Consider the following 24,026-nt stretch of genomic DNA (forward strand, 5'->3'; position numbering starts at 1 on the left):
TGTCGCACCGCCGGGGATTGCGAGGAATGCGGCGGCCCCGGGTTAGCGTTCTCCGGATCGATTGGCCGAGTGGCCTTATGACCGATTCCGAGGAGCGAACGCCGATGCCGGGCACTGTGACGATGTACAGCACGACGTGGTGCGGATACTGCCGCCGGCTGAAGAGCCAGATGGAGCGCGAGGGCATCGCGTACAAGGAGATCAACATCGAGCAGGACCCGGAGTCGGCGAAGTTCGTGGAGCAGGTGAACAACGGCAACCAGCTGGTCCCGACCGTGCTCTTCCCGGACGGGTCCGCACTGCCGAACCCCTCCCTCGCCCAGGTCAAGCAGAAGCTCGGCGTATAGCTTCCGGCCGCTGCGCCGGGCGCCGTCAGGCGCTCGGCAGCGGCTCGCCGTACCAGAGCTCGATGAGCCGCGCCGCGATGGAGATGCCGTACGGGGCGAGCACGTCGCCGGCCTCTATGGCCTTGCGGTAGTCGTCGCGGGAGAACCAGCGGGCCTCGTGGATCTCGTCGCCGTCGACCTCGATGTCCGAGGACGTCGCGCGGGCCATGAAGCCGAGCATCAGGCTGGACGGGAAGGGCCAGGGCTGGCTGGCCACGTACGAGACCGAGCCGATCGTCACGCCCGCCTCCTCCGCGACCTCGCGGACGACGGCCTGCTCGATGGACTCGCCCGGCTCGACAAAGCCCGCGAGGGTCGAGAACCGGCCCTCCGGCCAGTGCACCTGGCGGCCCAGCAGGGCGCGGTCCTCGGCGTCCGTGACGAGCATGATGACCGCCGGGTCGGTACGCGGGTAGTGCTCGGCGCCGCAGGCGGGGCAGCGGCGGATGTGGCCGGCGGCGGCGATGACGGTGCGTTCGCCGCAGCGGGAGCAGAAGCGGTGCATGCGCTGCCAGTTCTCCAGGGCCACGGCGTGCACCATGAGCGAGGCCTCCAGGGGCGGCAGGAGTCCGCCGACCTCGCGGAGGCCGGCCGGGCGCTCGTCGGCGTCGATGCGGCCGGGGAGGGTGTCCTTCTGGAGTGCGAAGTAGCGCACGCCGTCCTCGTCGATACCCAGGAAGTAGCGGTGGGCCTCGGTCGGCGGCGCGTCGAAGGACGGCGTCATGACCAGCCGTGTGCCGCCGTCGTCGGTGTCCTCGACCAGCACCTGGCCGCCGGAGACCACGAAGACGCGAGTGGTGGGATGGCTCCAGGCGGCCGCCAGCCACGCCTCGTCGAGGCGGTGATGGGCGGCACGGTCCAGGCCCGCATGGGCGAGCGCCAGTGGCCGGCCGGTCGGGTCCAGTCCGAGTCCGGCCTCGTTCGTCCCGTTCACCTCGTTCATCCCCTTGGTCCCGCTCACGTCTGCTACCAACTCCCCGTCGTACGAGTCTCGGCGAGGTCGCTCCACAGGTAAGCGGAGGTCTCCACGCCCTTGAGGAGGAGGCCGAGTTCGACCTTCTCGTTCACCGAGTGCCAACCGTCGGACGGCACCGAAATTCCCAGGAACAGCACGGGTACGTCCAATACGTCCTGAAGGTCGGCCGCGGGACCCGAACCACCCTCACGGGTGAATCTGATCCCGGTCCCGAAGGCCCGGCCCATCGCCCGCACCACGGACTGCAGCGCCGGGTGGTCCAGCGGCGTCAGGCACGGGCGGGTCGCGCCCCAGAAGGTGATCTCGTGCCGGATGCCCGCCGGGAGGCGGTCGGCCACCCAGTCCCTGACCAGCCGCTGGATCCGGTCCGTGTCCTGCCCGGCCACCAGCCGGAAGCTCAGCTTCAGCTGCGCGGACGCCGGCACGATCGTCTTGCCGCCCGGGCCCTGGTAGCCGCCGCCGATCCCGTTCACCTCGGCCGTCGGGCGGGCCCAGATCCGCTCCAGGGTGGTGTGGCCGGCCTCGCCGCTCGCCGCGTACGACTTGGCGGTACGCAGCCACCGCGCCTCGTCGAACGGCAACTCCGCGAACAGCTCGCGCTCCTGGTCCGTCAGCTCGACGACGCCGTCGTAGAACCCGGGGATCGCGACGCGCTGGTCGGCGTCGTGCAGCCCCGCGACCAGCCGGGCCGCCTCGGCGGCGGGGTTGGGGACCGCGCCGCCGAACGACCCGGAGTGGATGTCCTGGTCCGGGCCGTACAGATCGATCTGGCAGTCGGCCAGGCCGCGCATGCCGGTGCAGACGGTCGGGGTGTCCTCGGACCACATACCGGTGTCGGAGACGATCACCGCGTCGCAGGCGAGGCGGTCGGCGCGGGCCTTGACGAGGGCCGGGAAGTTCGGCGAGCCGGACTCCTCCTCGCCCTCGATCAGCAGCTTGAGGTTGACCGCGGGGGCCGTACGGCCGGTCGCGGCGAGGTGGGCGCGGACGCCGAGCGCGTGGAAGAAGACCTGGCCCTTGTCGTCGGCGGCGCCGCGCGCGTAGAGCCGGCCGTCCCGGACGACCGGCTCGAAGGGGTCCGTGTCCCAGCCGTCCGCCCGGTCTGCGGGCTGCACGTCGTGGTGCCCGTAGACGAGGACGGTGGGTGCGTCCGGGTCCCCGGAAGGCCACTCCGCGTAGACGGCGGGGGCGCCTGGGGCTCCCCCCGGCGAAGCCGGGAGTGTGTCCCAGATCTCGGTGACCGGAAAGCCAGTGCGCGTGAGCGCGGCCGCCAGCCACTCGGCGCTGCGGCGTACGTCGGCGGAGCGGTCCGGGTCGGCCGAGACGGACGGGATGCGCAGCCAGTCGGCCAAGTCGTCGAGAAATGCGGCCTTGTGGGCCTCGATGTACGTACGGACGGCGCTGTCCGGGGTCGTGCTCATACGGCCGAGCCTATCCGGCCCGGGGGTGCCCACGGCTGGGCAGGCGCCGCGGGGGGTGGGGGATCAACCGCCGCCGAGCAGCAGGCGCTCCAGTGCCGGCCGGTCCGGGAGGTCGGCGGGGCGGATGATTTCGCCGGTGCGGACGTAGAGGAAGGCGGCGGAGACGCGGTCGAGGGGGAGGTGGTGGTGTTCGGCCCAGGCGAGGCGGTAGATGGCGAGTTGGAGGGGGTCGGCGGAGGGGGCGCGGTTGGTTTTCCAGTCGATGATTTCGTAGGTGTAGGAGTCGGGGTCGCCGGTGCGGTAGACGGCGTCGATGCGGCCGCGGATGACGCGGCCGGCGAGGGAGAGCTGGAAGGGGACTTCGACGCGGTAGGGGGTGCGGTCGGCGTAGGGGGTGCGGAGGAAGGCGTCTTTGAGGGCGGTGAGGTCGCGCTCGTCGGCGATTTCGTCGTCGCCTTCGATGCCGGGGAGCTCTTCGGGGGTCAGGAGGGGCAGCTCTTCGAAGCGGGATTCGACCCAGGCGTGGAAGCGGGTGCCGCGGCGGGCGGCGGGCTGCGGGGGGCGGGGCATGGGGCGGGCCAGTTCGCGGGCGAAGCCGTCGGGGTCGGCGGCGAGGCGCATGAGCTGGGAGGCGGTGAGGGTGGGCGGTACGGGGACGTCGCGTACGGTCGCGCGGGCGCGGCGCAGCTCACCGGCGAGGGCGTCGAGGTCGCGGTCCCAGGAGGCGACGAGCCGCGCTTCCTCGGGCACGAGGGCATGTGCCGGCTCGGGCTCCGGCTCGGGCGCCCGCGGTGCCGGGACGTCCGCGTACCAGTCGTCCCACTCCGCCGCGTCGTCCGGCGGCAACGCTTCCTCGTCGTCCTCCGGCGGCGGGGGCCAGTCCGGGTCCTCGGCGTAGGCATGCGCGGGTTCCGACGCCGGGGAGTCCAGGAAGCTGAGCACCGTCTTGGCGGCCGTGCGCCGCCATTCCAGGGCGACGGGATCCAGCGGCAGCGGCCACGCCTGCTCGAGCCCAGCGGCCAGCGACGGGTTCTGGTCGTCCTCGGCCGGGGGCTCGGCCCAGTGCTCGATCTCGCCGTGACCTGCTTCGCAGTGCTCGCGCAGGGCGTCGAGGAAGGCGGACGGCCCGAAGGGCTTCTTCTGGGTGGGCCCCCACCAGTGTCCGGAGCCGAGGAGCAGTGACCGGGGGCGGGTGAAGGTGACGTAGCCGAGCCGCAGTTCCTCGACGCGGTTGTGCTCGGCCATGGCCTCGCGGAAGCCGTCCAGACCGGCCCTGGACCACTCCGCCACGTCCGGCAGGGTGGCGGCGTCGCCCCGCAGCTCGTGCGGCAGCACCTTGGCGTTGGTGGTCCACAGCTCGCGCCCGCGTTCGCTCGGGAAGCCCTTGCGTACGAGGCCGGGGACGGCGACGACGTCCCATTCCAGGCCCTTGGACTTGTGGGCGGTGAGCACCTTCACCGTGTTCTCGCCGCCGGGCAGGGAGCTGTCGAGGCCCTTCTCGTACTGCGCGGCCGTGCGCAGGAAGCCCAGGAAGGCGAGCAGCGTGGCGTCGCCGTCCAGGGAGGCGAAGCCGGCGGCGATGTCGAGGAAGGCGTTGAGTGTCTCGCGGCGCCGGGCGGCCAGCGCGTGCGGGGACGCGGACAGCTCGACCTCGAGCCCGGTGACGGCCAGCACCCGGTGCAGTACGTCCATGAGCGGATCGGCAAGCGCCCGCCGCAGGTCCCGTATCTCCGTGGCGAGGCGGGCGAAGCGGACCCGGGCCTCGGGGGAGAAAGGCAGCTTGTCCCCCGGGTCGGCCTCGACGAAGGTCTCCAGGGCGTCGGCAAGCGAGATCACCTCTGCCGGGTCGATGCCCTCCACGGCCGCCGCGAGCCGGTCCGCTGCCTCCCCTGGGTCTCCCCGGCCCGGCACGAGCAGCCTCGCCCGCCGCCCCAGCAGCGCCAGGTCCCGCGCGCCGATGCGCCAGCGCGGCCCGGTGAGCAGCCGTACGAGGGCGGCGTTGGCCGTCGGGTCGTGCAGCACCTCGCAGACGGCGACCAGGTCGGCGACCTCGGGGAGGTGCAGCAGCCCGGACAGGCCGACGACCTCGACCGGCACGTCCCGCTCGACCAGCGCAGCGTGGATGTCGGCGAAGTGGGAGGTCGTACGGCACAGCACCGCGATCTCGCCGGGCTCGGTCCCGGTCCGTACGAGATGGGCGATCGAGTCGGTGAGCCAGGCCACCTCGTCGCCTTGCGTGGGCAGCAGCGCGCACCGCACCAGGCCGTCCTGCTCCGCCCCCGGGGCGGCCCCCAGTGCCTCGACGCCCTCGTGGCGCTCACGCAGCTCGGCCGCGAGCCCGTTGGCCAGGTCGAGCAGCCGGCCGCCGCTGCGCCGGTTCTCGGACAGCGAGAAGCGGGCGGCCGGGCCGCCGTCCGCCTCGGGAAAGTGCGCCGGGAAGTCGTCGAGGTTGGCCACGGAGGCGCCCCGCCAGCCGTAGATCGCCTGGCACGGGTCGCCCACGGCCGTCACCGGGTGGCCGGTCCCGCCGCCGAAGAGCCCGGCCAGCAGCAGCCGCTGCGCGACCGAGGTGTCCTGGTACTCGTCCAGCAGCACGACCCCGTACTGCTCGCGCAGCATCCCCCCGACCTCGGGCCTGGTCCCGGCGAGGGTCGCCGACAGGGCGATCTGGTCGCCGAAGTCCAGCAGGTCGCGGCGGCGCTTCTGCTCCCGGTACGCGGCCGCCAGCCCGGCGAGGTCCAGCCGGGCGCGTATCGCGGTCTGCACGTCCTTGGCCCAGGCGAAGCCGCGCTTGGAGGGGTCGATGGTCCCCAGGCGGCCGGCCAGCTCCTCGTCGTACGTACGCAGCCGGTCCAGCGGCACCAGGTGCTCGGCGAGCTCGCCCTCCAGCGCGAGCAGGTCGCTGACCAGCGTCGAGATGCCCTTGGTGAGGGCGGGGAAGGGTCCGGGGGCGGCTTTCAGCACGCGGGCGGCGAGCTGGTAGCGGGTGGCGTCGGCGAGCAGGCGGGAGGTGGGCTCCAGCCCGATCCGCAGGCCGTGCTCCTTCAGCAGCTGTCCCGCGAAGGCGTGATAGGTGGAGATCTGCGGCTCCCCCGGCGGGTGCTCGGCAGGGGCAAGGTCGGCCGGGTCGGGGTCGGTGACGCCGGCCTTGAGCAGTGCCCTGCGTACGCGCTCCGCCAGCTCGCCGGCCGCCTTGTTGGTGAACGTCAGCCCGAGTACGCGGTCCGGCGCGACCTGCCCGGTGCCGACCAGCCAGACGACCCGGGCCGCCATCACCGTCGTCTTCCCGGAGCCGGCTCCGGCCACGATCACCTGCGGGGCGAGCGGTGCGGTGACGCAGGCCAGCTGCTCCGGGGTGAAGGGGATGCCGAGCAGCTCCTTGAGCTGCTCGGGGTCGGTGATGCGTGGTGCCACGCGTGTGAGGCTATCGGGCGGGTCCGACACCGGTGGCACGAAAGGTACGGAAGCTACAGTTCGCCCTTGCGTGTGAGGTGGGTGAAGGACAGCCATCCCGGCAGCACCGGCAGCCAGAAGGTCAGCAGCCGGAAGAGCAGCACCGCCGGCGTCGCGACGTCGTTGCCCAGCCCGGCCAGCACGAGCGCGGCGGTGGTCGCGGCCTCGATCGCGCCGACGCCGCCGGGGGTGGGCACGGCGGAGCCGACCGCGTTGGCGGTGAGGTAGACCACGGCCACGCTGGCGTAGCTGAGGTGACCGCCGAAGGCGCGTACGCACGCGTCGAGGCAGATGACGTTGACGAAGGTGAGGGCCAGGGTGCCACCGACGCCGGTGACGATCTTGGCCGGGCGCTGGAGGACGTCCAGCATGCGCGGGATGACGCCCGCGAACAGCGACCGCACCCGCGTCGACACGAAGTGGCGCAGCGCCGGGATCGCGGTGACGACCAGCACCAGGACACCGGCCGTCAGCAGCCCGGCCATGACGGTCCGGGACGGCGACAGCGACGGGGTCTTCTCGGTGCCGGTGATGTAGCCGAAGACCAGCAGCAGGCTGATGTGCGAGCCGAGCGAGACCAGCTGCGAGGCGCCGACACTGGCGACCGCGAGCCCGGGACGTACGCCGGCCTTCTGCAGATAGCGGGTGTTGAGCGCGACGCCGCCGACCGCCGCCGGGGCGACGAGCTTCACGAACGACCCGGCGACCTGTGCCATCACCGTCTTGACCAGCGAGAGCCGCTCGGGCACGAAGCCGGCGAGCGAGCAGGCGGCGGCCACATAGCTGAGCGCGGAGGCGAGCAGCGCGATGGCCGCCCAGCCCCACTTGGCCTCGGCGATGGCGTCGGTGAGGGGAACGCGGCTGATCTGGGACAGCAGGTAGTAGACGGCGATGGCGCCGGCGATGAAGGTGATCAGCGTGCGCGGTTTGATGCGCTCCAGGCGGACCGGCTCGACCGGGGCCTGTGGGCGGATCAGCAGCATCTCCTGACGGATCCGGGAGAGCAGGTCCTCCTCGCGGGCCTCCTCCAGCGCCGCTTCGATCGCCTTGCGTTCGGCCCGTTTCTCGGCCTTCTCGTCCTTTCCGTCCTTGGCGGCGTCCGGTGTCTCCGCGTCCTCCGTGGCCGCCTTACCGGCCTTGGTCGCGGCGAGCACCGCCTCGCGCTCGCGCTGAGCCCGCTCGCGGGCGAGCTGTTTGAGCATGGCCCGGGTCGTACGGCTCAGGGCGATCGGCTGGAGCAGCGGCAGCGAGTCCGCGACGATGTCCGGGCCGAGTACGGCCACGCCCGAGGCGACCGCGCGCTCGGGGCCGACGCGCAGTGCCAGCGTGGCCAGCAGCTGGGCGATGTCCATCCGCAGGACGATGTCGCCGGCGGCGATCTCACCGCCCCGCAGGTCGGTCAGGAAGACCTTGCCGGAACGATCCACCAGGAGCGATTCGCCGATCAGCCTGCGGTGTGCGATCCGCCGCGACTGCAGGGCCCGCACTTGTTCCCAGGCGCCGAGCAGCAGGTTGTCGCTGACCGCGTCGTCCGGCAGGGCGTCGAACGGGTGGCCGCCGATGTGCTCGTAGACCAGCATCACCGCGTCCGGGCCGAGCTCGGAGGTGGCGATCAGCTTGGGGGCGTTGGCGCCTGCGGCGATGGCCGCGTACGCGAGCAGCGCCTCCTGCTCCAGGGCCTGGCGCAGCGACTGCAGGCTGCGCCGCTGGGTGATGCCGCGCAGCGCCAGGCGGCGCCATACGCGGTAGAAGAAGCCGTGCGCCTGCTGCTCGCGGTCGACCACCGTCACGTCGAGCGGCGGACCGCTCTCGAGGGTGACCAGGTAGCGGCGGCCGCGCTCGGAGTCGGGCGACTCGGGGAACTCCTCCTCGGTGCGGACGGCGGTCAGCGGTGCGAAGCCGACGCGGCGCAGGCCGGCGAGGAGGTTCTGGCCGGTGGGGCGGACGTTCGGCGAACCGACCGCGTAGAGCGTTCCGTACGCGACCGTCCAGCCGATCAGTACGGTCGTGATGATCGAGAAGGGTGTCGTGTAGCCGCCGACCAGGACGGCGAAGGCGTCCAGGACCAGGACGCACCACAGCCCCACCCGCCAGCGCGGCCGGCGGGCCATGCCGACGGCCGTCATGTAGGCGATGACCGGCGCGAGGTAGCCGTGCACGGGGTCGGTGATGCCGCCGCTCGGCGCGTCCCGGGTGAGCGCGTCGCGGATGGCGGCGGGGGCGGCGTCGGAGACCCAGAGGTCGGTGGCGAGCGAGACGCCGTGGGCGAGGACGGCCGCGAGGACGCCGTCCGCGATCCGCAGGCCGTCCCGCTTGATCAGCCGCTCGATCGCGAAGGCCACCGGCACGATCAGCACCGCGATGCTCGCCGTGAATCCGGCGAACGCGATCAGCGCCTGCGGGGCGTGCGTCGCGCCGTCCGCGATGTCCTGCTCGACGCCGGACGTCGTGGCGTGCGCGAAGCCCGCGATGCCGAGCACCACGGCGATGCCCAGCATCCCGAGCAGGAACCGCATCAGGTCGACCGGCCGGTGCACGCGGGCGGCCAGCAGCGGCTCGTCGCGGGCTACGGGGTCGGGGCGCGGGGTGCCCACCGGCTCCTCCGGGCACGCTGCCGCCTTCCCGGCGGGGTCTTCGGCCGGGGGCGCTTCGGGCTCGCCGTCCTCGCCGGGCCGGGCGTCGCCGGTGGCGGCCTGCGGCGGCTCGGCCGGCTCGGGGTCGGTGCCGCCCGTGCCGCTCTCCGGCGCGGAGTCGTGGTCGCCGCTCACGGGGCCGTCCCCCGCGGACGCCTGGACAGGCGGGAGCGCGCGGGTGGCTTCGTTCGCCGCCGCGTCGTGCTCACCGGATGTCGCTTTTTGATCTCGTATCACAGTCACCGCCCGGAAGATGGTGGCACGAGCCGTACGCGCGTGGGCGCACGAGGGGGCAATTGGTGGTTTCGTGCCCCATCGCACGCGCCGGTTCGGACGCCCGTTGTCGGTGGGCTGCGGCAGGATGTGAGGGGTGAGCGAGGACGAACTGCCGGAAGTGCCGGAGTATGCCGAGCGGGTGCTCGCCGTCACCGAGCGGATCCCGGCCGGCAAGGTGATGACGTACGGGGATGTGGCCGAATGGCTCGGGGCCGGCGGGCCCCGGCAGGTCGGCCGGGTCATGGCGCTGTACGGCGGGGCGGTGCCGTGGTGGCGCGTGGTGCGGGCCGACGGCGGCATCCTGCCGGGCCATGAGCTGGAGGCCCTGGGCCACTACCGGGAGGAGGGTACGCCGATGCGTGAGGCCTCGCGCGCCGCCGAGGGGCACATACCGCGCCTCGACATGCGGCGGGCCCGCTGGGACGGGGACTGACGACCGGGCGACCCTCACACCATCCAGCTTCCGCCATCCTGACCCGGTCCATGCGGTGGGCCGTCCGTACGGAGTACCGTCGGCAACCGGCCGCACAGCCGTAACGTACGAGTACCCACAGAACCGGCGAAACACGTGACCACCTCCTCCACTCGGCAGACGGCCCGGGGGACACGTGCGCCGGCCGGCGGCTACCGGCTGCTACGGACCGCCCCCGCACCGGTGGCGCCCCCTGTCCTGGACGCATCCCAGCGCGCGGTGGTTGAGCACTCCGGCGGTCCGCTGCTCGTCCTGGCCGGCCCCGGCACCGGCAAGACCACGACGCTCGTCGAGGCGGTCGCCGAGCGGGTCCGGCGCGGCACCGATCCGGAGCGCATCCTCGTCATCACCTTCAGCCGCAAGGCAGCCATCGAGCTGCGGGACCGGATGGCGGCCCGGATGGGCGGTGCCGGCGCCGCTGCCGCCGTGGTGCCGACCGCCACCACCTTCCACTCCTTCTGCTATGCCCTGGTCCGGGCCCACCAGCACCCCGAGCTGTTCGCCGACCCGCTGCGCCTGATGTCAGGACCCGAGCAGGACCTCTTCGTACGGGAGCTGCTGGCCGGGCAGGCCGAGCTGGAGCGCGAGGGGCGCGCCGAGGTCCGCTGGCCCGACGACCTGCGGGCCGCGCTCACCACGCGTGGCTTCGCCGACGAGGTGCGGGCGGTGCTGGCCCGCAGCCGTGAGCTGGGGCTGGGTCCTGAGGCGCTGGCCGCCTTCGCGGCGCGGGCGGGCCGGCCCGACTGGGCGGCGGCGGCGGACTTCCTCGCCGAGTATCTGGACGTCCTGGATCTGCAGGGCCTGGTGGACTACGCCGAGCTGGTGCACCGCGCGGTGCTGCTCGCCGAGGGGGACGAGGTCGCGGGCCTGCTGGCCGGACGGTACGAGGCGGTCTTCGTCGACGAGTACCAGGACACCGACCCGGCCCAGGTCCGGCTGCTCCGGGCGCTCGCGGGCGGCGGCCGCACGCTCGTCGCCTTCGGCGATCCCGACCAGTCCATCTACGCCTTCCGCGGCTCCGACGTGAACGGCATCCTCGACTTCCCGGACGCCTTCCCCTGCCGCGACGGCCGCCCCGCCCCCGTCCGCGTCCTCACCGTCTCCCGCCGCTCCGGCGCCCGGCTGCTGGCCGCCACCCGCCTCCTGACCGCCCGGATGCCGCTCACCCGGCTTCCCAGCGCCGCCGTCCGCGCCCACCGTGAGCTCTCTCCGGTACGGGACGGGGGTGCCCTGTCGGTACGTACGTATCCCTCCCCCGGCGCCGAACTCGACGGCATCGCCGACCTGTTGCGCCGCGCGCATCTGGAGGACGGCGTCCCGTGGCGGGACATGGCCGTGCTGCTGCGGGCCGGGGCGCGCTCGATCCCCGGGCTGCGGCGGGCGCTCACCTCGGCGGGCGTACCGGTCGAGGTGGACGGCGACGACCTGCCGCTGCGGGAGGAGCCGGCGGTGGCGCCGCTGCTGCTCGCCATGCGGGTGTGCGCGCGGGAGGCGGGCGCGGCGGTGACCGTCGAGGAGGCGCTCACGCTGCTCGGCTCACCGCTGGGCGGGATGGACGCCGCCGACCTGCGCCGCCTGGGGCGGGCCCTGCGCGACGAGGAGCGGGCGGCGGGGCAGGCCGTGCCCCGGCCGTCCGACGTGCTGATCGCCGAGGCGCTGGCCGAGCCGGAGCGGCTGGTGGCCCACGACCCGGCGTACGCGCGCGGCGCGCAGCGGCTGGGGACGCTGCTGCGCACGGCCCGCGAGCTGCTGGCGGCCGGCGGCACCGCCGAGGCGGCCCTCTGGGCGCTGTGGGACGGCACCCCCTGGCCGAGCCGGCTGGAGCGCTCCGCCACCCGGGGCGGGGCGGCCGGGCGCAACGCGGACCGGGACCTGGACGCCGTGTGCGCGCTGTTCGAGACGGCCTCGCGGGCGGAGGAGCGTACGGGCGGCCGCGGCGCCCTCAACTTCCTCGAGGAGCTGGACGCCCAGGACATCGCCGCCGACGTGCTGACCCGGCGGGCGGTGCGGCCGGACGCCGTACGGCTGATGACCGCGCACCGGTCGAAGGGCCTGGAGTGGCGGCTCGTCGTGGTCGCGGGCGTACAGGACGGGCTGTGGCCCGATCTGCGCCGCCGGGGTTCCCTGTTGGAGGCCGACCGGATCGGGCGGGACGGGCTCGCCGAGCCGCTGTCGGCGGGCGCGTTGCTCGCGGAGGAGCGCCGGCTGTTCTACGTGGCCGCGACGCGGGCGCGTGAGCGGCTTGTCGTCACGGCGGTCAAGGCCTCCGCCGACGACGGCGACCAGCCCTCGCGTTTCCTGACCGAGCTGGGCGTCGAGCCGGTCGACGTCACCCAACGGCCCCGGCGGCCGCTGTCCGTCGCCGCCCTCGTCGCCGAACTGCGCGCCACCACCGTCGACCCGGCCGCGTCCCCCGCCCTGCGGGACGCCGCCGCCCAGCGGCTGGCCCGGCTCGCCGCCCTTGAGGACGGCGGCCACCCGCTCGTCCCCGCCGCCCACCCCGACCGCTGGTGGGGCCTGTACGAGCCGACCCGCTCGGCGGTGCCGCTGCGCGACCGCGACCGGCCAGTCGCCCTGTCGGGCAGCGCCCTGGACCAGCTCGCCAACACCTGCGCCCTGCAGTGGTTCCTGGGGCGGGAGGCCAAGGCCGAGCCGCCGTCCACGGCGGCCCAGGGGTTCGGGAACGTGGTCCATGTGCTCGCGGACGAGGTCGCGTCGGGGCGGACGGCCGCCGATCTCGACGTACTGATGGAGCGTCTGGACTCGGTGTGGGACGGCCTGGTATTCGACGCCCCCTGGAAGTCCCAGCAGGAGAAGGAGAACGCGCGGGCCGCCCTGGAGCGGTTCCTGCGCTGGCATGTGATGGAGCGTGGCGGCCGGACACCGCTCGCGTCGGAGCACCCCTTCGACGTCACCCTGGAGACGGGCGACGTCGCGGTCCACATCCGCGGCAGCATGGACCGCGTCGAGACCGACGCCGAAGGGCGCGCCTACGTCGTCGACTTCAAGACCGGCCGCGCCAAGCCCACCGCCGCCGAGGTCGCCCGGCACCCCCAGCTCGCCGTCTACCAACTCGCCGTCCGCGAAGGCGCCGTCGACTCCCTCTTCGCCGACACCCGCCCCACCCCCGGCGGCGCCGAACTCGTCCAACTCCGCATCGGCGCCCCCCAACGCGACGGCGGCACCACCCTCCCCACCGTCCAGTCCCAGGACCCCCTCAACGGCGAATGGGTCGGCGACCTCCTCGCCGACGCGGCCGGCCGCGTCCTGGACGAACGCTTCACCCCCTCGGCCGGCCAGCACTGCACCCACTGCGCCTTCCAGGCCTCGTGCAGCGCCCGCCCGGAAGGCCGGCACGTGGTGGAGTGAGCGCGCCGCTTTGGCCATCGTTCGAGCGGCTGGTCGGACTGCGCGGACGCAAGATGTACGCGCAGATCAACGAGGACCAGAACACCTACACGGTCTGCACCCCGGTCAGGCAGGACGACCGTCCCGACCCTGATCTACGGGCACATCGCCGACGGGATGGCCGAGCTGCGGGCGATGGCGCAGGTCGATGAGGTTCGGCCGCTGGTCGAGTTCTATCGGCGGCGGGACCGGATCGAGCTGTGGGTGCCGATTCGGGGGTGAGGCAAATCACCCTGTCGAGTGACAGCGCGGGCGACTCCAGCACGGTGGGCGCCTTCAGCCACGTCAGGTGAGGACGTCCGCGAGGTCGAAGTTGACCGGCTCCTCGAGCTGGGCGTAGGTGCAGCTGGAGGGGTCGCGGTCGTCCCGCCAGCGGCGGAACTGGACGGTGTGGCGGAAGCGGTCGCCCTGCATGTGGTCGTAGGCGACCTCGACGACCCGCTCGGGCCGCAGCGGCACCCAGGAGAGGTCCTTGCCGGCGCTCCAGCGGCTCTGGGCGCCGGGCATGCGGCCGGTGGCGGCGGCGTCGGCTTCCGCCCATTCGGCCCAGGGATGGCCTGCGGCCGAGGGCATACGCAGCGGCTCCAGCTCTTCCACCAGGGCCGCGCGCCGGGCCATCGGGAAGGACGCGCAGACGCCGACGTGCTGCAGGCGGCCCCCGGCGTCGTACAGGCCGAGCAGCAGGGAGCCGACGACGGGGCCGCTCTTGTGGAGGCGGTATCCGGCGAGGACGCAGTCGGCGGTGCGCTCGTGCTTGACCTTGATCATGACGCGCTCGTCCGGCCGGTAGCCGATGTCCAGCCGCTTGGCGACGACGCCGTCCAGGCCCGCGCCCTCGAACTGCTCGAACCACTGCCGGGCCAGCTCGATGTCGGTGGTCGCCGGCGCGACGTGCACGGGTGGCCGCGCCGTGCCCAGTGCGTCGACCAGCGCCTGGCGCCGCCAGGTCAGGGGGTCGGCCATCAGGGACGAGTCGCCCAGTGCCAGCAGGTCGAAGGCGACGAAGGAGGCCGGCGTACGTTCCGCCAGCATCCGCACCCGGGAGTCGGCCGGGTGGATCCGCTCCAGCAGCGCGTCGAAGTCCAGTCGCGTGCCCGTGGCGATGACGATCTCGCCGTCCACCACCGCTCTCGGCGGAAGTTCCGCCCGTACGGCCTCCACGACCTCGGGGAAGTAGCGGGTCAGCGGCTTGCCCGTACGGCTGCCGATCTCCACCTCGTCCCCGTCGCGGAACACGATCGCCCGGAAGCCGTCCCACTTGCCCTCGTAGAGCATCCCCGGTGGGATCTTCGCCGCCGACTTGGCCAGCATCGGCTTGACGGGGGGCATCACCGGCAGGTCCATGAGCCCGATTGTGCGCCCAGGAGGCGCGGCGCGCCCGTCGGACCTACCGTGGGCCGCATGGGTGAAGCCGTGGAACTGACCGTCGGCGACCGGACGGTGAGGCTGTCGAATCCGGGCAAGGTGTACTTTCCCGAGCGCGGCTTCACCAAGCTGGACATCGCCCAGTACTACATCGCCGTCGGGGACGGCATCCTGCGGGCGCTCCGCGACCGTCCGACGACGCTGGAGCGGTACCCGGACGGGGTGACCGGCGAATCGTTCTTCCAGAAGCGGGCCCCGAAGAACCTCCCCGACTGGATCCCGACCGGCCGGATCCGCTTTCCCAGCGGGCGGTACGCGGACGAGATGTGCCCGACCGAGCCGGCGGCCGTCGTCTGGGGCGCGAACCTGGGGTGCCTGACCTTCCACCCCTGGCCGGTGCGCCGCGACGACCTGGAGCATCCGGACGAGTTGCGCATCGACCTCGATCCGCAGCCGGGGACGGACTACGCCGACGCCGTACGGGCCGCGCACGAGCTGCACGGCCTGCTGGAGGAGCTGGGGCTGCGCGGCTGGCCGAAGACCTCCGGCGGGCGGGGCCTGCACGTCTTCGTACCGATCTCGCCGGACTGGAACTTCACCCAGGTGCGGCGCGCGGCCATCGCGATCGCGCGCGAGCTGGAGCGGCGGATGCCGCAGCAGGTGACCAGCAAGTGGTGGAAGGAGGAGCGGGGCGAGAAGATCTTCGTCGACTACAACCAGACGGCCCGCGACCGCACCATCGCCTGCGCCTATTCGATCCGCCCCAGGCCGCAGGCCCCCGTCTCCGCCCCGCTGCGCTGGAACGAGGTGCCGGACGCCCGCCCCGAGGACTTCGACCTCGCAACGATGCCTGGGCGCTTCGCCGAGGTCGGCGACGTCCACGCCGGCATGGACGACCCGGGAAGCGTGTGCCGCCTGGACGCCGTGCTGGAGCTTGCCGCGCGCGACGAGCGGGAGCACGGCCTGGGCGACATGCCGTACCCGCCGGACCACCCGAAGATGCCGGGCGAACCACTGCGGGTGCAGCCGAGCCGGGCCAAGCGCACGGAGTAGGGCGCCCGGCGCGGCTCACGCCGAACGCCGGGCGCCCTTCCACCGCGAAAGCGGCTCAACGACAGCCGTCAGTGGTTCCAGTGGTTGCCGTGGTCGTGGTCGTTGTCGTGGTCGTGGTCGTGGTTGTGGTCGCAGTCGCGGCCGTGGTCGTGGTCGTTGTTCCAACCGTCGTGGCCGTTGTTCCAACCGTCGTGGTCGTCGTTGTTCCAACCGTCGTGGTCGTCGTTGTTCCAGCCGTCGTGGTCGTTGTTCCAGTTGCCGTGGTCGTGGTCGTGACGGAATCCGCCGATTACGCGGAACAGCCCGAGACCGAAGCCGTCGTGGCCGTCACGCCAGCCGTGGCCATCGTTGTCGTCCCAGTCACGGCCGTCATGATCGTCGCGGCCGTGCTGGTTCCAGTCGTCGTTCCAGTTGTCGTGACCCCAGTCGGACCGGTGGTCCTGGCCGTGGTGGCACGGACGGCCGTGGTCGCCGTCGTGGGCCATCGCGGGCGCCGCGGAACCGACGATCGCCGTGATAGCCGCGGCGCTGATAGCACCGGTGGCGAGCAGACGACGGATGCGCATGGGTGTCTCCCTTTGGTGAGCGCGAGCATTTCGCTCTGTGAGCGCGAGCATTTCGTTTCATAGAGTTACCTCTCGTCACACAATGTGCACGCCAGGTACGCCGAACGGACGCATCACCGTGTCGGCCTAGATAAACGAGCTGCGACCACTGCCCTCTGCGACGCTTCGATCACGTAGGGAAGTCGGCAGACGCGAGGAGTCACCCGCATGGACCGCATCCGCACCACCGGGACCGCGACGGGCGCACTGCTGGTAGTGGCGGGCCTCATCATCCCGACGGGCCCCGCCGACGCCGCCGTCGGCAGCCCGACGGTGTACGCCCACCGGGCGGGAGCCGCGTACGCGCCCGAGAACACGCTCGCCGCGATCCGCAACGCGCATCGGCTGGGCATCGGTTGGGTCGAGAACGACGTGCAGCGCACGAAGGACGGGCAGCTGGTCGTCATCCACGACGCGACGCTCGCCAGGACGACCAACGTCGAGAAGCTCTACCCGAAGCGCTCGCCGTGGCGGGTCAAGGACTTCACGCTCAAGGAGATCAAGCGCCTTGACGCGGGAGGGTGGTTCAGCCGGAAGTACGTCGGCGAGCGCATCCCCACCCTCCGGCAGTACGTGGAGCAGCTCGACCGCACCGGACAGGGCGTTCTGCTGGAGCTGAAGCAGCCGCAGCTCTACCCCGGCGTCGAGTCGCAGACCCTCACCCTGCTCCGCAAGGAGGGCTGGCTCGACCAGGCCCATGTGACGCGCAGGCTGGTCATCCAGAGCTTCAGCGCCGCCGCCCTGCGGACCACGCACCGCCTGAGCCCCGGCGTCCACACCGGGTTCCTCGGCAATCCGGACACCGCCGACCTCCGCTCGTACGCGGCCTTCGCCGACCAGATCAACCCGGACGAGAAGACCCTGACCTGGTCGTACGTCGACGCCGTGCACCGGCAGCGCGGCCCGCACGGGGCGCCGATGCAGGTCAACGCCTGGACGGTGGACGACGCCGGGGAGGCCGCGACGCTCACCGCGATGGGGGTCGACGGCATCATCACCAACAAGCCGGACGTGATCGAGGACGCCGTCGGCTAGGCCGTTTCCGGGCCAACCGGCCTGGCCCGCCCAGAGGTTCCGGAGCACACGAAGGGCCCCGGTCGGCGTGCGACCGGGGCCCTTCGGAGGAACGACGGGTCTAGTAGACCGGCTTGTGCGGCTCGACCGTGTTGACCCAGCCGATCACGCCGCCGCCGACGTGGACGGCGTCGGCGAAGCCCGCGGACTTCAGGACGGCCAGGACTTCCGCGCTGCGGACGCCCGTCTTGCAGTGCAGGACGATCCTGCGGTCCTGCGGGAGGTCCTGGAGGGCGTTGCCCATCAGGAACTCGTTCTTCGGGATCAGCTTGGCGCCCGGGATGGAGACGATCTCGTACTCGTTCGGCTCGCGGACGTCGATGATCTCGATCTTCTCGTCGTTGTCGATCCACTCCTTGAGCTGCGCGGGAGTGATCGTCGACCCGGCGGCGGCCTGCTGGGCCTCCTCGCTGACGACGCCGCAGAAGGCCTCGTAGTCGATCAGCTCGGTGACGGTCGCGTTCGGACCGCAGACCGCGCAGTCGGGGTCCTTGCGGACCTTGACCTGGCGGTAGGTCATCTCCAGGGCGTCGTAGATCATCAGGCGGCCGACCAACGGGTCGCCGATGCCCGCGAGGAGCTTGATGGCCTCGGTGACCTGGATGGAGCCGATGGACGCGCAGAGCACGCCGAGGACGCCGCCCTCGGCGCAGCTCGGGACCATGCCGGGCGGCGGGGGCTCGGGGTAGAGGCAGCGGTAGCAGGGGCCGTGCTCGGACCAGAAGACCGAGGCCTGACCGTCGAAGCGGTAGATGGAGCCCCAGACGTACGGCTTGCCCAGCAGCACGGCGGCGTCGTTGACCAGGTAGCGGGTCGCGAAGTTGTCCGTGCCGTCGACGATCAGGTCGTACTGGGCGAAGATCTCCATCACGTTGTCGGCTTCGAGCCGCTCCTGGTGAAGGACGACGTTCACGTACGGGTTGATGCCGAGGACGGAGTCACGGGCGGACTCGGCCTTGGAGCGGCCGATGTCGGCCTGGCTGTGGATGATCTGCCGCTGCAGGTTCGACTCGTCGACCTCGTCGAACTCCACGATGCCGAGGGTGCCGACACCGGCTGCGGCCAGGTACATCAGGGCCGGCGAGCCGAGGCCGCCGGCGCCGACACACAGCACCTTGGCGTTCTTCAGCCGCTTCTGCCCGTCCATGCCCACGTCGGGAATGATCAGGTGGCGGGAGTACCTGCGGACCTCGTCGACGGTGAGCTCGGCGGCCGGCTCGACCAGGGGTGGCAGCGACACAGAGACCTCAACAATGCAGCTGGTCGGTAAGTCATTACGGTTGTCCTTCTCCGCAACACTGCCACGCCCGTCTTCATTCCAAGACCGTCGTCCCGAGGCGCGAGACAGATCCAGGTCACATGCTGGGCCTCAGTCGTCGGAGGGCTGACGGCGCAGGAGCCCGGACACCTCCCCCCAGTAGCCCGGCAGGCCCTCCCAAGCCGCGTGGTCCGTACGGTCGGTGAAGAAGACGGTGGCCGCGCCCTGCCAGCGGGCGATGCGCATCGCGTTGTCCAGGTGCGGGGCCGGCACACCGTGGACGAGGTGGCAGAACCGCTCCGGCGGATAGCCGGCGGTCCACTGCGGGGCCTCGGACCAGCGGTAGTCCGTCCAGGGGCCGCAGAAGGTGACCAGCTGGTCTGCCACCTCGGCGTAGCCGGGGTAGGGGTGGGAGCCGTGGCCCAGGACGATGTGCCCGTCGCCGCCGTCATCGGCGCCGAGCAGGGCGCGCAGCGTCGTGGTGACCCGGCGGCAGTCGGAGACGCCTTCGCGGTCGGTCGGGGCCCGTTCGAGGTAGAAGCCGTCGACGCCGTACCAGTCCAGATAGTGGTGGGCGTCGGAGACCAGCTGGGCGAAGGGCCGGTCGCCGTGCCGGGTGTCCAGGACGCCGATCACGGGGACGGCGGCCTCGCGGAGCCGGCCGACGGCTTCCGAATACAGCGGGTCGGGCCGGGTGCCCGGGCCCCGGGAGACGTTGAGCGCCACCCAGTGCAGCGGAGTGCCCGGGCGGGCCAGCTCGGCCCACTCGGCCGGGGCCATCAGCGGGTGGGCGTACGCGGGTACTCCGAAGCCGAGCCGATCGCTGCGGCCGGTCCGGCTGCGCAGTCCCGTCGGGGTCAGACGCGGCATGCCGCCTCCATCCAGACGTCGGCGAGCGACTCCTCCAGGGCGATCCTGGGCCGCCAGCCGAGGCGGTCGCGCGCGGTGCGTACGTCGGCCTGCTGCCAGGCCCCGCAGCCGTCCGGGTAGGCGATGGGCGGGTCGTCCAGCTCGTGCACCATGCCCTGGTAGCCCGCGACGTGCGCCAGTGCGGCCGCCACCTCTCTCATACGTACGGCCCGGCCGGCGCCGATGTTCACCACGCCCTGCGCGGCGGACAGCGAGGCGGCGTGGACGGCCCGCGCCACATCCCGTACGTCGATGAAGTCGCGCTGGACGCCGAGGCCGGCGAGTTTCAGTTCGCCGTCCGCGCTCTGCATCGCGCGGCGCAGCGCCTCCGCGAGCCGGCCCAGCGGGGAGCCGGTCGGTGTTCCGGGCCCCACCGGGGTGAAGATCCGGAGCACTACCGCGTCCAGGCCGGAGCCGAGGACGAGTTCGGTGGCGGCGAGCTTGCTCACCCCGTACGGTCCGCCGGGACGCGGCACCGCGTCCTCCGCGGTGGACGACCCGGCGGGCGACGGGCCGTACTCCGCGCCGCAGCCCAGCTGGACCAGGCGCGCGCCGGTGCCGCTGCGGCGCAGGGCCTCGCAGACCGTGGCCACGGCGATGATGTTGTGCCGGGTCAGCTCGCGGGCACCGCCCCGGATCGCCCCGGAGCAGTTGACGACGACGCCCGGGTGGACGGCGTCCATGAAGCGCGCCAGGGCGCCGGGGCTGCCGGTGGACAGGTCGAACCGTACGTCCGCGTCATCGCTGCGCCCGAGGGTGGTCAACTGCACGGCGGGGTCGGCGAGCAGCCGTTCTGCCACATGGCGCCCGAGGAATCCGTCGGCGCCCAGCAGGAGGACTCTCATCGTTCATTGCTCCAGGTCGTGTGTCGGGTTGTGGGCCGAGGCCCGGGAGAGCACGCCGAGCGCGTACGCGGCCAGGGCGAGCGCGGCGCCGCCGCAGGCGACGGCCGGTATGGCGGCCGGGCCGACGGGCAGCCGGTGGACAAAGGCCGCGACCAGCGCGAGCGCCTCGATGGCGCAGGCGGTCCCGGTGGCGGCGACCGCCACGTCCGGGAAGCCGTGGACGGTCAGCAGGCGAGCGGTGAAGAGCAGCAGGCTCAGCGCGGCGGGTCCGGCGAGCGCCGCCGGGGTGACCCGCACCCCGGCGGCGGTGAACGCGGCGCCCAGCAGGGCCAGCTGCGCCAGCAGAAACAGCCCGAGCGTGCCCGCCAGCAGCGGTCTTACGGCCCCGGCGAACTCCTCCAGGCCCCGGCTCGGCCCGAGATGCGCCCGCGCCCTCGCCGCGAAGCGGTGCGCGCACCATGCGGCGGGCGCCGGCGCGAGCGTTATGGCGGTCAGCGCCGCCGTGTTGCCCGGGGTGAACAACCCCCCGGCGAAGCCCCCGCCGGGCGACAGCGCGTCGAGCGTCCTCTCCCCGTACACCGCGAAGCCCAGCAGCCAGCACGTCCACAGCGCCCCGCCCGCCGCCAGCCGCCCCGGCGCCCGCAGCGGGCCGGCCCGCAGGATCGCCAGCATCGCGGCCAGCGTCAACGGCACCGCGATCACCACCACCGCCGGCCCCCACGCCCGCCCCAGCACCGCCCCGGCCGCGCAGATCGCTCCGGGCAGCAGATGCAGGGCGATCCGCGGCCCCTGCACCGGCCCCGCCGGCGGCTCGGCCTCAGCCGTCACCGCACCCCGGGGCACCCTCGCGTACAGCTCCTCCGCCAGCCCGAACACGTCCCGGTGCCGGAACCCTCCCGCCACCCGGTCCGTCACGCCCTGCGCCTCCAGCCCCGCCGCGATCTCCAGCGGATCCACGGCGTTCGCGCACAACGCCGCATGCCGGTGCATCAGCCCGCGCACGGGGTCCGCGGGACCGCGCCGGCGGTTGCCCTTGGTGGGCTCCGGTGCGCTGGGCGCCTCCGCGGGCCACGGCTCGCCGCCGACGGGCGTGACGGTCGCCCGTGCCGGGTCGGCAGCGGACGCCTCCGGTTGGGGGAGCGTGGGCACAACCCGGCCACGTGGCGTACGCCACCCGACCGGCCCCGGCAACTCACAAAGGGGCGGGGTGGGGGAAGCCCCCTGCGACTCGATCATGCGGGGTCCTCCTGGGCGATGGGGCCGGCCAGGACCGGTTCGCGGAGTGCCCAGGCGGGGGCGGTCCAGCGGCCGGGGACATGGGCCTCGGCGGGGTGGGCGAAGGGGACCCGCTCGGGTGGTGGGGCGGCGGCGTGGTGGGCGACGAGGTCGAGATAGGTCTCGCGGAAGGCCCGCAGGTTCTGCTCGACGGTGAAGAGCTCGAGGGCCCGCTCGCGGGCGGCCGCGCCCAGCCGGTGACGGCGCTCCGGGTCCCGCAGGAGCGCGACGCATGCCTCGGCGAGGGCGCGGGGGTTGCGCGGCGGTACGACGAGGCCCGTACCGCCGATGACTTCGCGTACGGCACCGACGTCCGTCGAAACGGTCGCCCGGCCGCAGGCCATCGCCTCGACCAGCGTGACGGGGAAGCCCTCCACGATGCTGGAGAGGACGACCACGTCACCGGCGGCGTACGCCTCACCGAGCCCGGCAGCGCCCGGGGCGCCGAGCGGCTCGAAGGTGACGGGGTTCTCGCCGACGCTGACCGCGTTCGCGGCCTCGTCCGGGAAGAGCTGGGCGGCGAGGCCGCGGCAGTGGGCGAGGTAGCCGGCCGAGGCGGGCCCGCCGGCCGTGCCGTGGATGACGCGCAGCCGCGCGCCGGGGAGTTGCCGCCGTACGGCCGCGAAGGCGTGCAGCAGGGCGATCAGGTCCTTGGCCGGGTCGATCCGGCCGACCCAGACCAGCGTCGGGTCGGCCGCATCGGCCTCGGGCGGGGCGGGCAGCGCCTCCAGCCCCGGGTAGCCGGGGTGGACGGTACGGATCCGGGCCCGGTCGGCACCGCAGCGCTCCTGCCAGCGGCGCGCGTGGGTGTTGCCCGGCGTGACGAGGGCCGCCTCGCGGTAGGCCTCGCCGGCCAGCAGGCGGTGGAAGGCGGTGAGCAGGGCGCGTACGGGGGCGGAGAGCCCGGCGGCGCGGTGGGCGAGCAGCGTCTCGCGCAGCCCGACGCCGTACTCGGTGACCAGCAGCGGCGTGCCGAAGAACCGTTTGGCCAGCAGCCCGGGAAGGACCGCCGAGCCCGCAGAGACGGCGTGACACAGGTCGACGGCCGCGAGCGTGTCACCGTTCGGCTCGTACCAGCGCGCGGACAGCGGCCGCAGCGCCCGCTCCAGCAGATCGGCGGCCGTGAGCAGGTCGTGGACCCCGGCCCCGCCGATCAGCGGCCGTACGCGGGGCGCGCGACAGGCGTCCTCGAGCGCGCGCAGTGCGTGCTCGGAGCGCAGCAGGGCCGGCAGCCCGCCGTCCTCCCGGGCGAGTTCGGCGAGGCCGTACAGCGCGGTGGCGAAACGGTCCGCCAGGGCCCCGGCCTCCACTCCGCACTCCGCCAACACCCCCGCCAGATCGCGGAACTGGGCGAGAACGAGCGACCGGCGGCGCCGGGCGCGCACCGGCGTGGCCGCGTCCTCGGGTAGCAGCCCGTACAGCGGCAGGGTCCGTACGCGCCTGGCGTTGTGCGGCGTGGTGTAGCGGCCCGCCGCCTCGGCCCGTTCGCTGCGGGCCAGCGCGTACACCTCGAACTCATGGCCCGTGAGCCCGCGTACGAGCCGGTCGCACCACGCGCCGCCCTCACCTCGCGCGTACGGGTGACCACCCTCTGTGAGTAATGCGATGCGCATGTGCGCCCCCCTTCTCCGTCCTCGACTCGGCGCGTTGACGGTATGCCGGGGGGACGGTGGCGCGATGGACGGTTGTCCGCCGCGCCACCGGAACGGATGAACGCCCGTAACCTTCGGAGGCGTTACGCGTTGACGGCGACCCTCGTGCCCACGAACCGGAGCGCGTCGGGCGCGACCCGGCGCCAGTAACCCATGTCGTGTCCGCCGTGCCCGAAGGACTCATAGGCGGGCAGGACCCTGGCCGCGAGCGCGCGGGCCGAGTCCTGGAACGGGTCCTCCCGGCCGCACCACAGGCCTATGTCCCGCCCCGGAACCTGCAGTTGGGCGATATGGCGCAGCGGCTCGTTGGCCGCCCACTCCCCCTCGTCCGCGAACGGCCCCACGGTCCTGGCATCCGCCCACGTCCGGAACAGCGCGGGGCTCAGCAGCGCCACCGCGTCCAGCCCCGCCCGCTCCCGCGCGTACAGCAGCGCCCCGAAGCCGCCCATGGATATCCCGAGCACCGCCCTCGGCTCCGCCCCCACCCAGCCCGGCAGTTCCTCCTGCAGCATCCGCTGCGGCGCCCCGTACCAGTACGAGGCCTGGCCCCCGTCGACCGCCGCGAGCACGAACGGCGGGACGCCGTCCCGGACCGCCTGCGTCAGGAACTGCGGCATACCCAGCCCCACGAACCCGTTCGCGGACGACCCCCTGCCGTGCAGCATCACGCACACCGGCAACGTGCGCGCCGCGGCGTCCGACACTCCGTACGGAGCGATCGTCACGACGTTCACGGTGGCTCCCCGGGCCTTCGACGTCACCTTCCGCCGCGTGATCCGCCCGGCGGGCACGTCGGGCACGACCCCGTCAGGCCCCGTCCACCCGATCCTGCGGCGCACCGCCACACTGCCCGGCAACATCTCCGTCGCCATCCCGAGGCCTCCGGCCGCCACAGCGGCTGTGGCCACGGCCCCGCCAAGGATGAATGCGCGTCGCCGCACGTGGACTCCCGTCATCTCGATGGC

Annotated in this window: 17 protein-coding genes; 5 read left to right on the forward strand and 12 right to left on the reverse strand. The window is 73.2% G+C overall.

Translation table 11 applies throughout. The features are described from left to right. The first annotated feature begins 104 nt into the window (after positions 1-104). Positions 105-347 carry a mycoredoxin gene (locus ACFXJ5_RS00125; RefSeq protein WP_127359751.1) on the forward strand — a complete coding sequence of 81 codons (243 nt, stop codon included), beginning with the start codon at positions 105-107 and terminating at the stop codon, positions 345-347. Between the two features lie 25 nt (positions 348-372). Here the strand turns inward: ACFXJ5_RS00125 and nudC are convergent, their stop codons facing one another. The 4 genes from nudC to ACFXJ5_RS00145 all read right to left on the reverse strand — a co-directional run bounded on the left by nudC (position 373) and on the right by ACFXJ5_RS00145 (position 9,004). Continuing rightward, positions 373-1,329 carry an NAD(+) diphosphatase gene (nudC, locus tag ACFXJ5_RS00130; RefSeq protein WP_384626476.1) on the reverse strand — a complete coding sequence of 319 codons (957 nt, stop codon included), beginning with the start codon at positions 1,327-1,329 and terminating at the stop codon, positions 373-375. A gap of 23 nt (positions 1,330-1,352) precedes the next feature. Further along, positions 1,353-2,783, reverse strand: coding sequence for a dipeptidase (locus tag ACFXJ5_RS00135; protein WP_384624615.1), 1,431 nt, complete (start codon positions 2,781-2,783; stop codon positions 1,353-1,355). Positions 2,784-2,846: 63 nt separating this feature from the next. After that, the gene (locus ACFXJ5_RS00140; RefSeq protein WP_384624618.1) at positions 2,847-6,197 is read right to left on the reverse strand and encodes a UvrD-helicase domain-containing protein; all 3,351 of its coding nucleotides are present in this window, start codon (positions 6,195-6,197) and stop codon (positions 2,847-2,849) included. 53 nt (positions 6,198-6,250) lie between these two features. Further along, positions 6,251-9,004, reverse strand: a complete 2,754-nt coding sequence (locus ACFXJ5_RS00145; RefSeq protein WP_384624621.1) for a flippase-like domain-containing protein — start codon at positions 9,002-9,004, stop codon at positions 6,251-6,253. Between the two features lie 235 nt (positions 9,005-9,239). On the opposite strand from ACFXJ5_RS00145, the gene ACFXJ5_RS00150 reads away from it, so the two are divergent. After that, positions 9,240-9,578 carry an MGMT family protein gene (locus ACFXJ5_RS00150; protein ID WP_384624624.1) on the forward strand — a complete coding sequence of 113 codons (339 nt, stop codon included), beginning with the start codon at positions 9,240-9,242 and terminating at the stop codon, positions 9,576-9,578. Positions 9,579-9,713: 135 nt separating this feature from the next. After that, a complete protein-coding gene (locus ACFXJ5_RS00155) occupies positions 9,714-12,986 on the forward strand; it encodes an ATP-dependent helicase (RefSeq protein WP_384624627.1) in 3,273 nt (1,090 codons plus the stop codon). Between the two features lie 324 nt (positions 12,987-13,310). Here ACFXJ5_RS00155 and ACFXJ5_RS00160 read toward each other — a convergent pair whose 3' ends face one another. Beyond that, positions 13,311-14,369, reverse strand: coding sequence for an ATP-dependent DNA ligase (locus ACFXJ5_RS00160; RefSeq protein ID WP_384624631.1), 1,059 nt, complete (start codon positions 14,367-14,369; stop codon positions 13,311-13,313). 57 nt (positions 14,370-14,426) lie between these two features. Here ACFXJ5_RS00160 and ligD point away from each other — a divergent pair, with 57 nt between their 5' ends. After that, positions 14,427-15,443: a non-homologous end-joining DNA ligase gene (ligD, locus tag ACFXJ5_RS00165; RefSeq protein ID WP_384624634.1), complete on the forward strand. Its 1,017-nt coding sequence runs from the start codon at positions 14,427-14,429 to the stop codon at positions 15,441-15,443. 68 nt (positions 15,444-15,511) lie between these two features. Here ligD and ACFXJ5_RS00170 read toward each other — a convergent pair whose 3' ends face one another. Beyond that, positions 15,512-16,009: a hypothetical protein gene (locus ACFXJ5_RS00170; protein ID WP_384624637.1), complete on the reverse strand. Its 498-nt coding sequence runs from the start codon at positions 16,007-16,009 to the stop codon at positions 15,512-15,514. 207 nt (positions 16,010-16,216) lie between these two features. Between ACFXJ5_RS00170 and ACFXJ5_RS00175 the strand changes: the two genes are divergently transcribed. Then, positions 16,217-17,083 (forward strand): glycerophosphodiester phosphodiesterase, encoded by an 867-nt coding sequence (locus ACFXJ5_RS00175; RefSeq protein ID WP_384624640.1) that lies wholly within the window; start codon positions 16,217-16,219, stop codon positions 17,081-17,083. Positions 17,084-17,183: 100 nt separating this feature from the next. Here the strand turns inward: ACFXJ5_RS00175 and moeZ are convergent, their stop codons facing one another. From moeZ to ACFXJ5_RS00205, 6 genes are all read right to left on the reverse strand, one after another. After that, positions 17,184-18,362, reverse strand: a complete 1,179-nt coding sequence (moeZ, locus tag ACFXJ5_RS00180) for an adenylyltransferase/sulfurtransferase MoeZ (RefSeq protein WP_127359760.1) — start codon at positions 18,360-18,362, stop codon at positions 17,184-17,186. A gap of 129 nt (positions 18,363-18,491) precedes the next feature. Next, positions 18,492-19,250, reverse strand: a complete 759-nt coding sequence (locus ACFXJ5_RS00185; protein ID WP_384624643.1) for a spherulation-specific family 4 protein — start codon at positions 19,248-19,250, stop codon at positions 18,492-18,494. Beyond that, positions 19,238-20,134, reverse strand: a complete 897-nt coding sequence (locus tag ACFXJ5_RS00190; protein WP_384624646.1) for an NAD-dependent epimerase/dehydratase family protein — start codon at positions 20,132-20,134, stop codon at positions 19,238-19,240. The genes ACFXJ5_RS00185 and ACFXJ5_RS00190 overlap by 13 nt, the downstream gene beginning before the upstream one ends. 3 nt (positions 20,135-20,137) lie before the next feature. Beyond that, entirely contained in the window at positions 20,138-21,283 is a 1,146-nt protein-coding gene (locus tag ACFXJ5_RS00195; protein WP_384624649.1) for a hypothetical protein, read from the reverse strand. A gap of 83 nt (positions 21,284-21,366) precedes the next feature. Next, positions 21,367-23,022, reverse strand: coding sequence for a DUF3492 domain-containing protein (locus ACFXJ5_RS00200; RefSeq protein ID WP_384624651.1), 1,656 nt, complete (start codon positions 23,020-23,022; stop codon positions 21,367-21,369). Positions 23,023-23,144: 122 nt separating this feature from the next. Further along, the gene (locus tag ACFXJ5_RS00205) at positions 23,145-23,969 is read right to left on the reverse strand and encodes an alpha/beta hydrolase (RefSeq protein WP_384624654.1); all 825 of its coding nucleotides are present in this window, start codon (positions 23,967-23,969) and stop codon (positions 23,145-23,147) included. Between the last annotated feature and the right edge of the window lie 57 nt (positions 23,970-24,026).

The sequence above is a fragment of the Streptomyces sp. NPDC059373 genome (assembly GCF_042751495.1).
Taxonomy (GTDB): domain Bacteria; phylum Actinomycetota; class Actinomycetes; order Streptomycetales; family Streptomycetaceae; genus Actinacidiphila.

What these genes read in the sequence shown, in the direction of transcription:
- ACFXJ5_RS00175 (WP_384624640.1), top strand. Translation starts at nt 16,217, where the DNA reads ATGGACCGCATCCGCACCACCGGGACCGCGACGGGCGCACTGCTGGTA.
- ACFXJ5_RS00170 (WP_384624637.1), bottom strand. Translation starts at nt 16,009, where the DNA reads ATGCGCATCCGTCGTCTGCTCGCCACCGGTGCTATCAGCGCCGCGGCT.
- ACFXJ5_RS00185 (WP_384624643.1), bottom strand. Translation starts at nt 19,250, where the DNA reads ATGCCGCGTCTGACCCCGACGGGACTGCGCAGCCGGACCGGCCGCAGC.
- ACFXJ5_RS00190 (WP_384624646.1), bottom strand. Translation starts at nt 20,134, where the DNA reads ATGAGAGTCCTCCTGCTGGGCGCCGACGGATTCCTCGGGCGCCATGTG.
- nudC (WP_384626476.1), bottom strand. Translation starts at nt 1,329, where the DNA reads ATGAACGAGGTGAACGGGACGAACGAGGCCGGACTCGGACTGGACCCG.
- ACFXJ5_RS00160 (WP_384624631.1), bottom strand. Translation starts at nt 14,369, where the DNA reads ATGGACCTGCCGGTGATGCCCCCCGTCAAGCCGATGCTGGCCAAGTCG.
- ligD (WP_384624634.1), top strand. Translation starts at nt 14,427, where the DNA reads ATGGGTGAAGCCGTGGAACTGACCGTCGGCGACCGGACGGTGAGGCTG.
- ACFXJ5_RS00125 (WP_127359751.1), top strand. Translation starts at nt 105, where the DNA reads ATGCCGGGCACTGTGACGATGTACAGCACGACGTGGTGCGGATACTGC.
- ACFXJ5_RS00135 (WP_384624615.1), bottom strand. Translation starts at nt 2,783, where the DNA reads ATGAGCACGACCCCGGACAGCGCCGTCCGTACGTACATCGAGGCCCAC.
- ACFXJ5_RS00200 (WP_384624651.1), bottom strand. Translation starts at nt 23,022, where the DNA reads ATGCGCATCGCATTACTCACAGAGGGTGGTCACCCGTACGCGCGAGGT.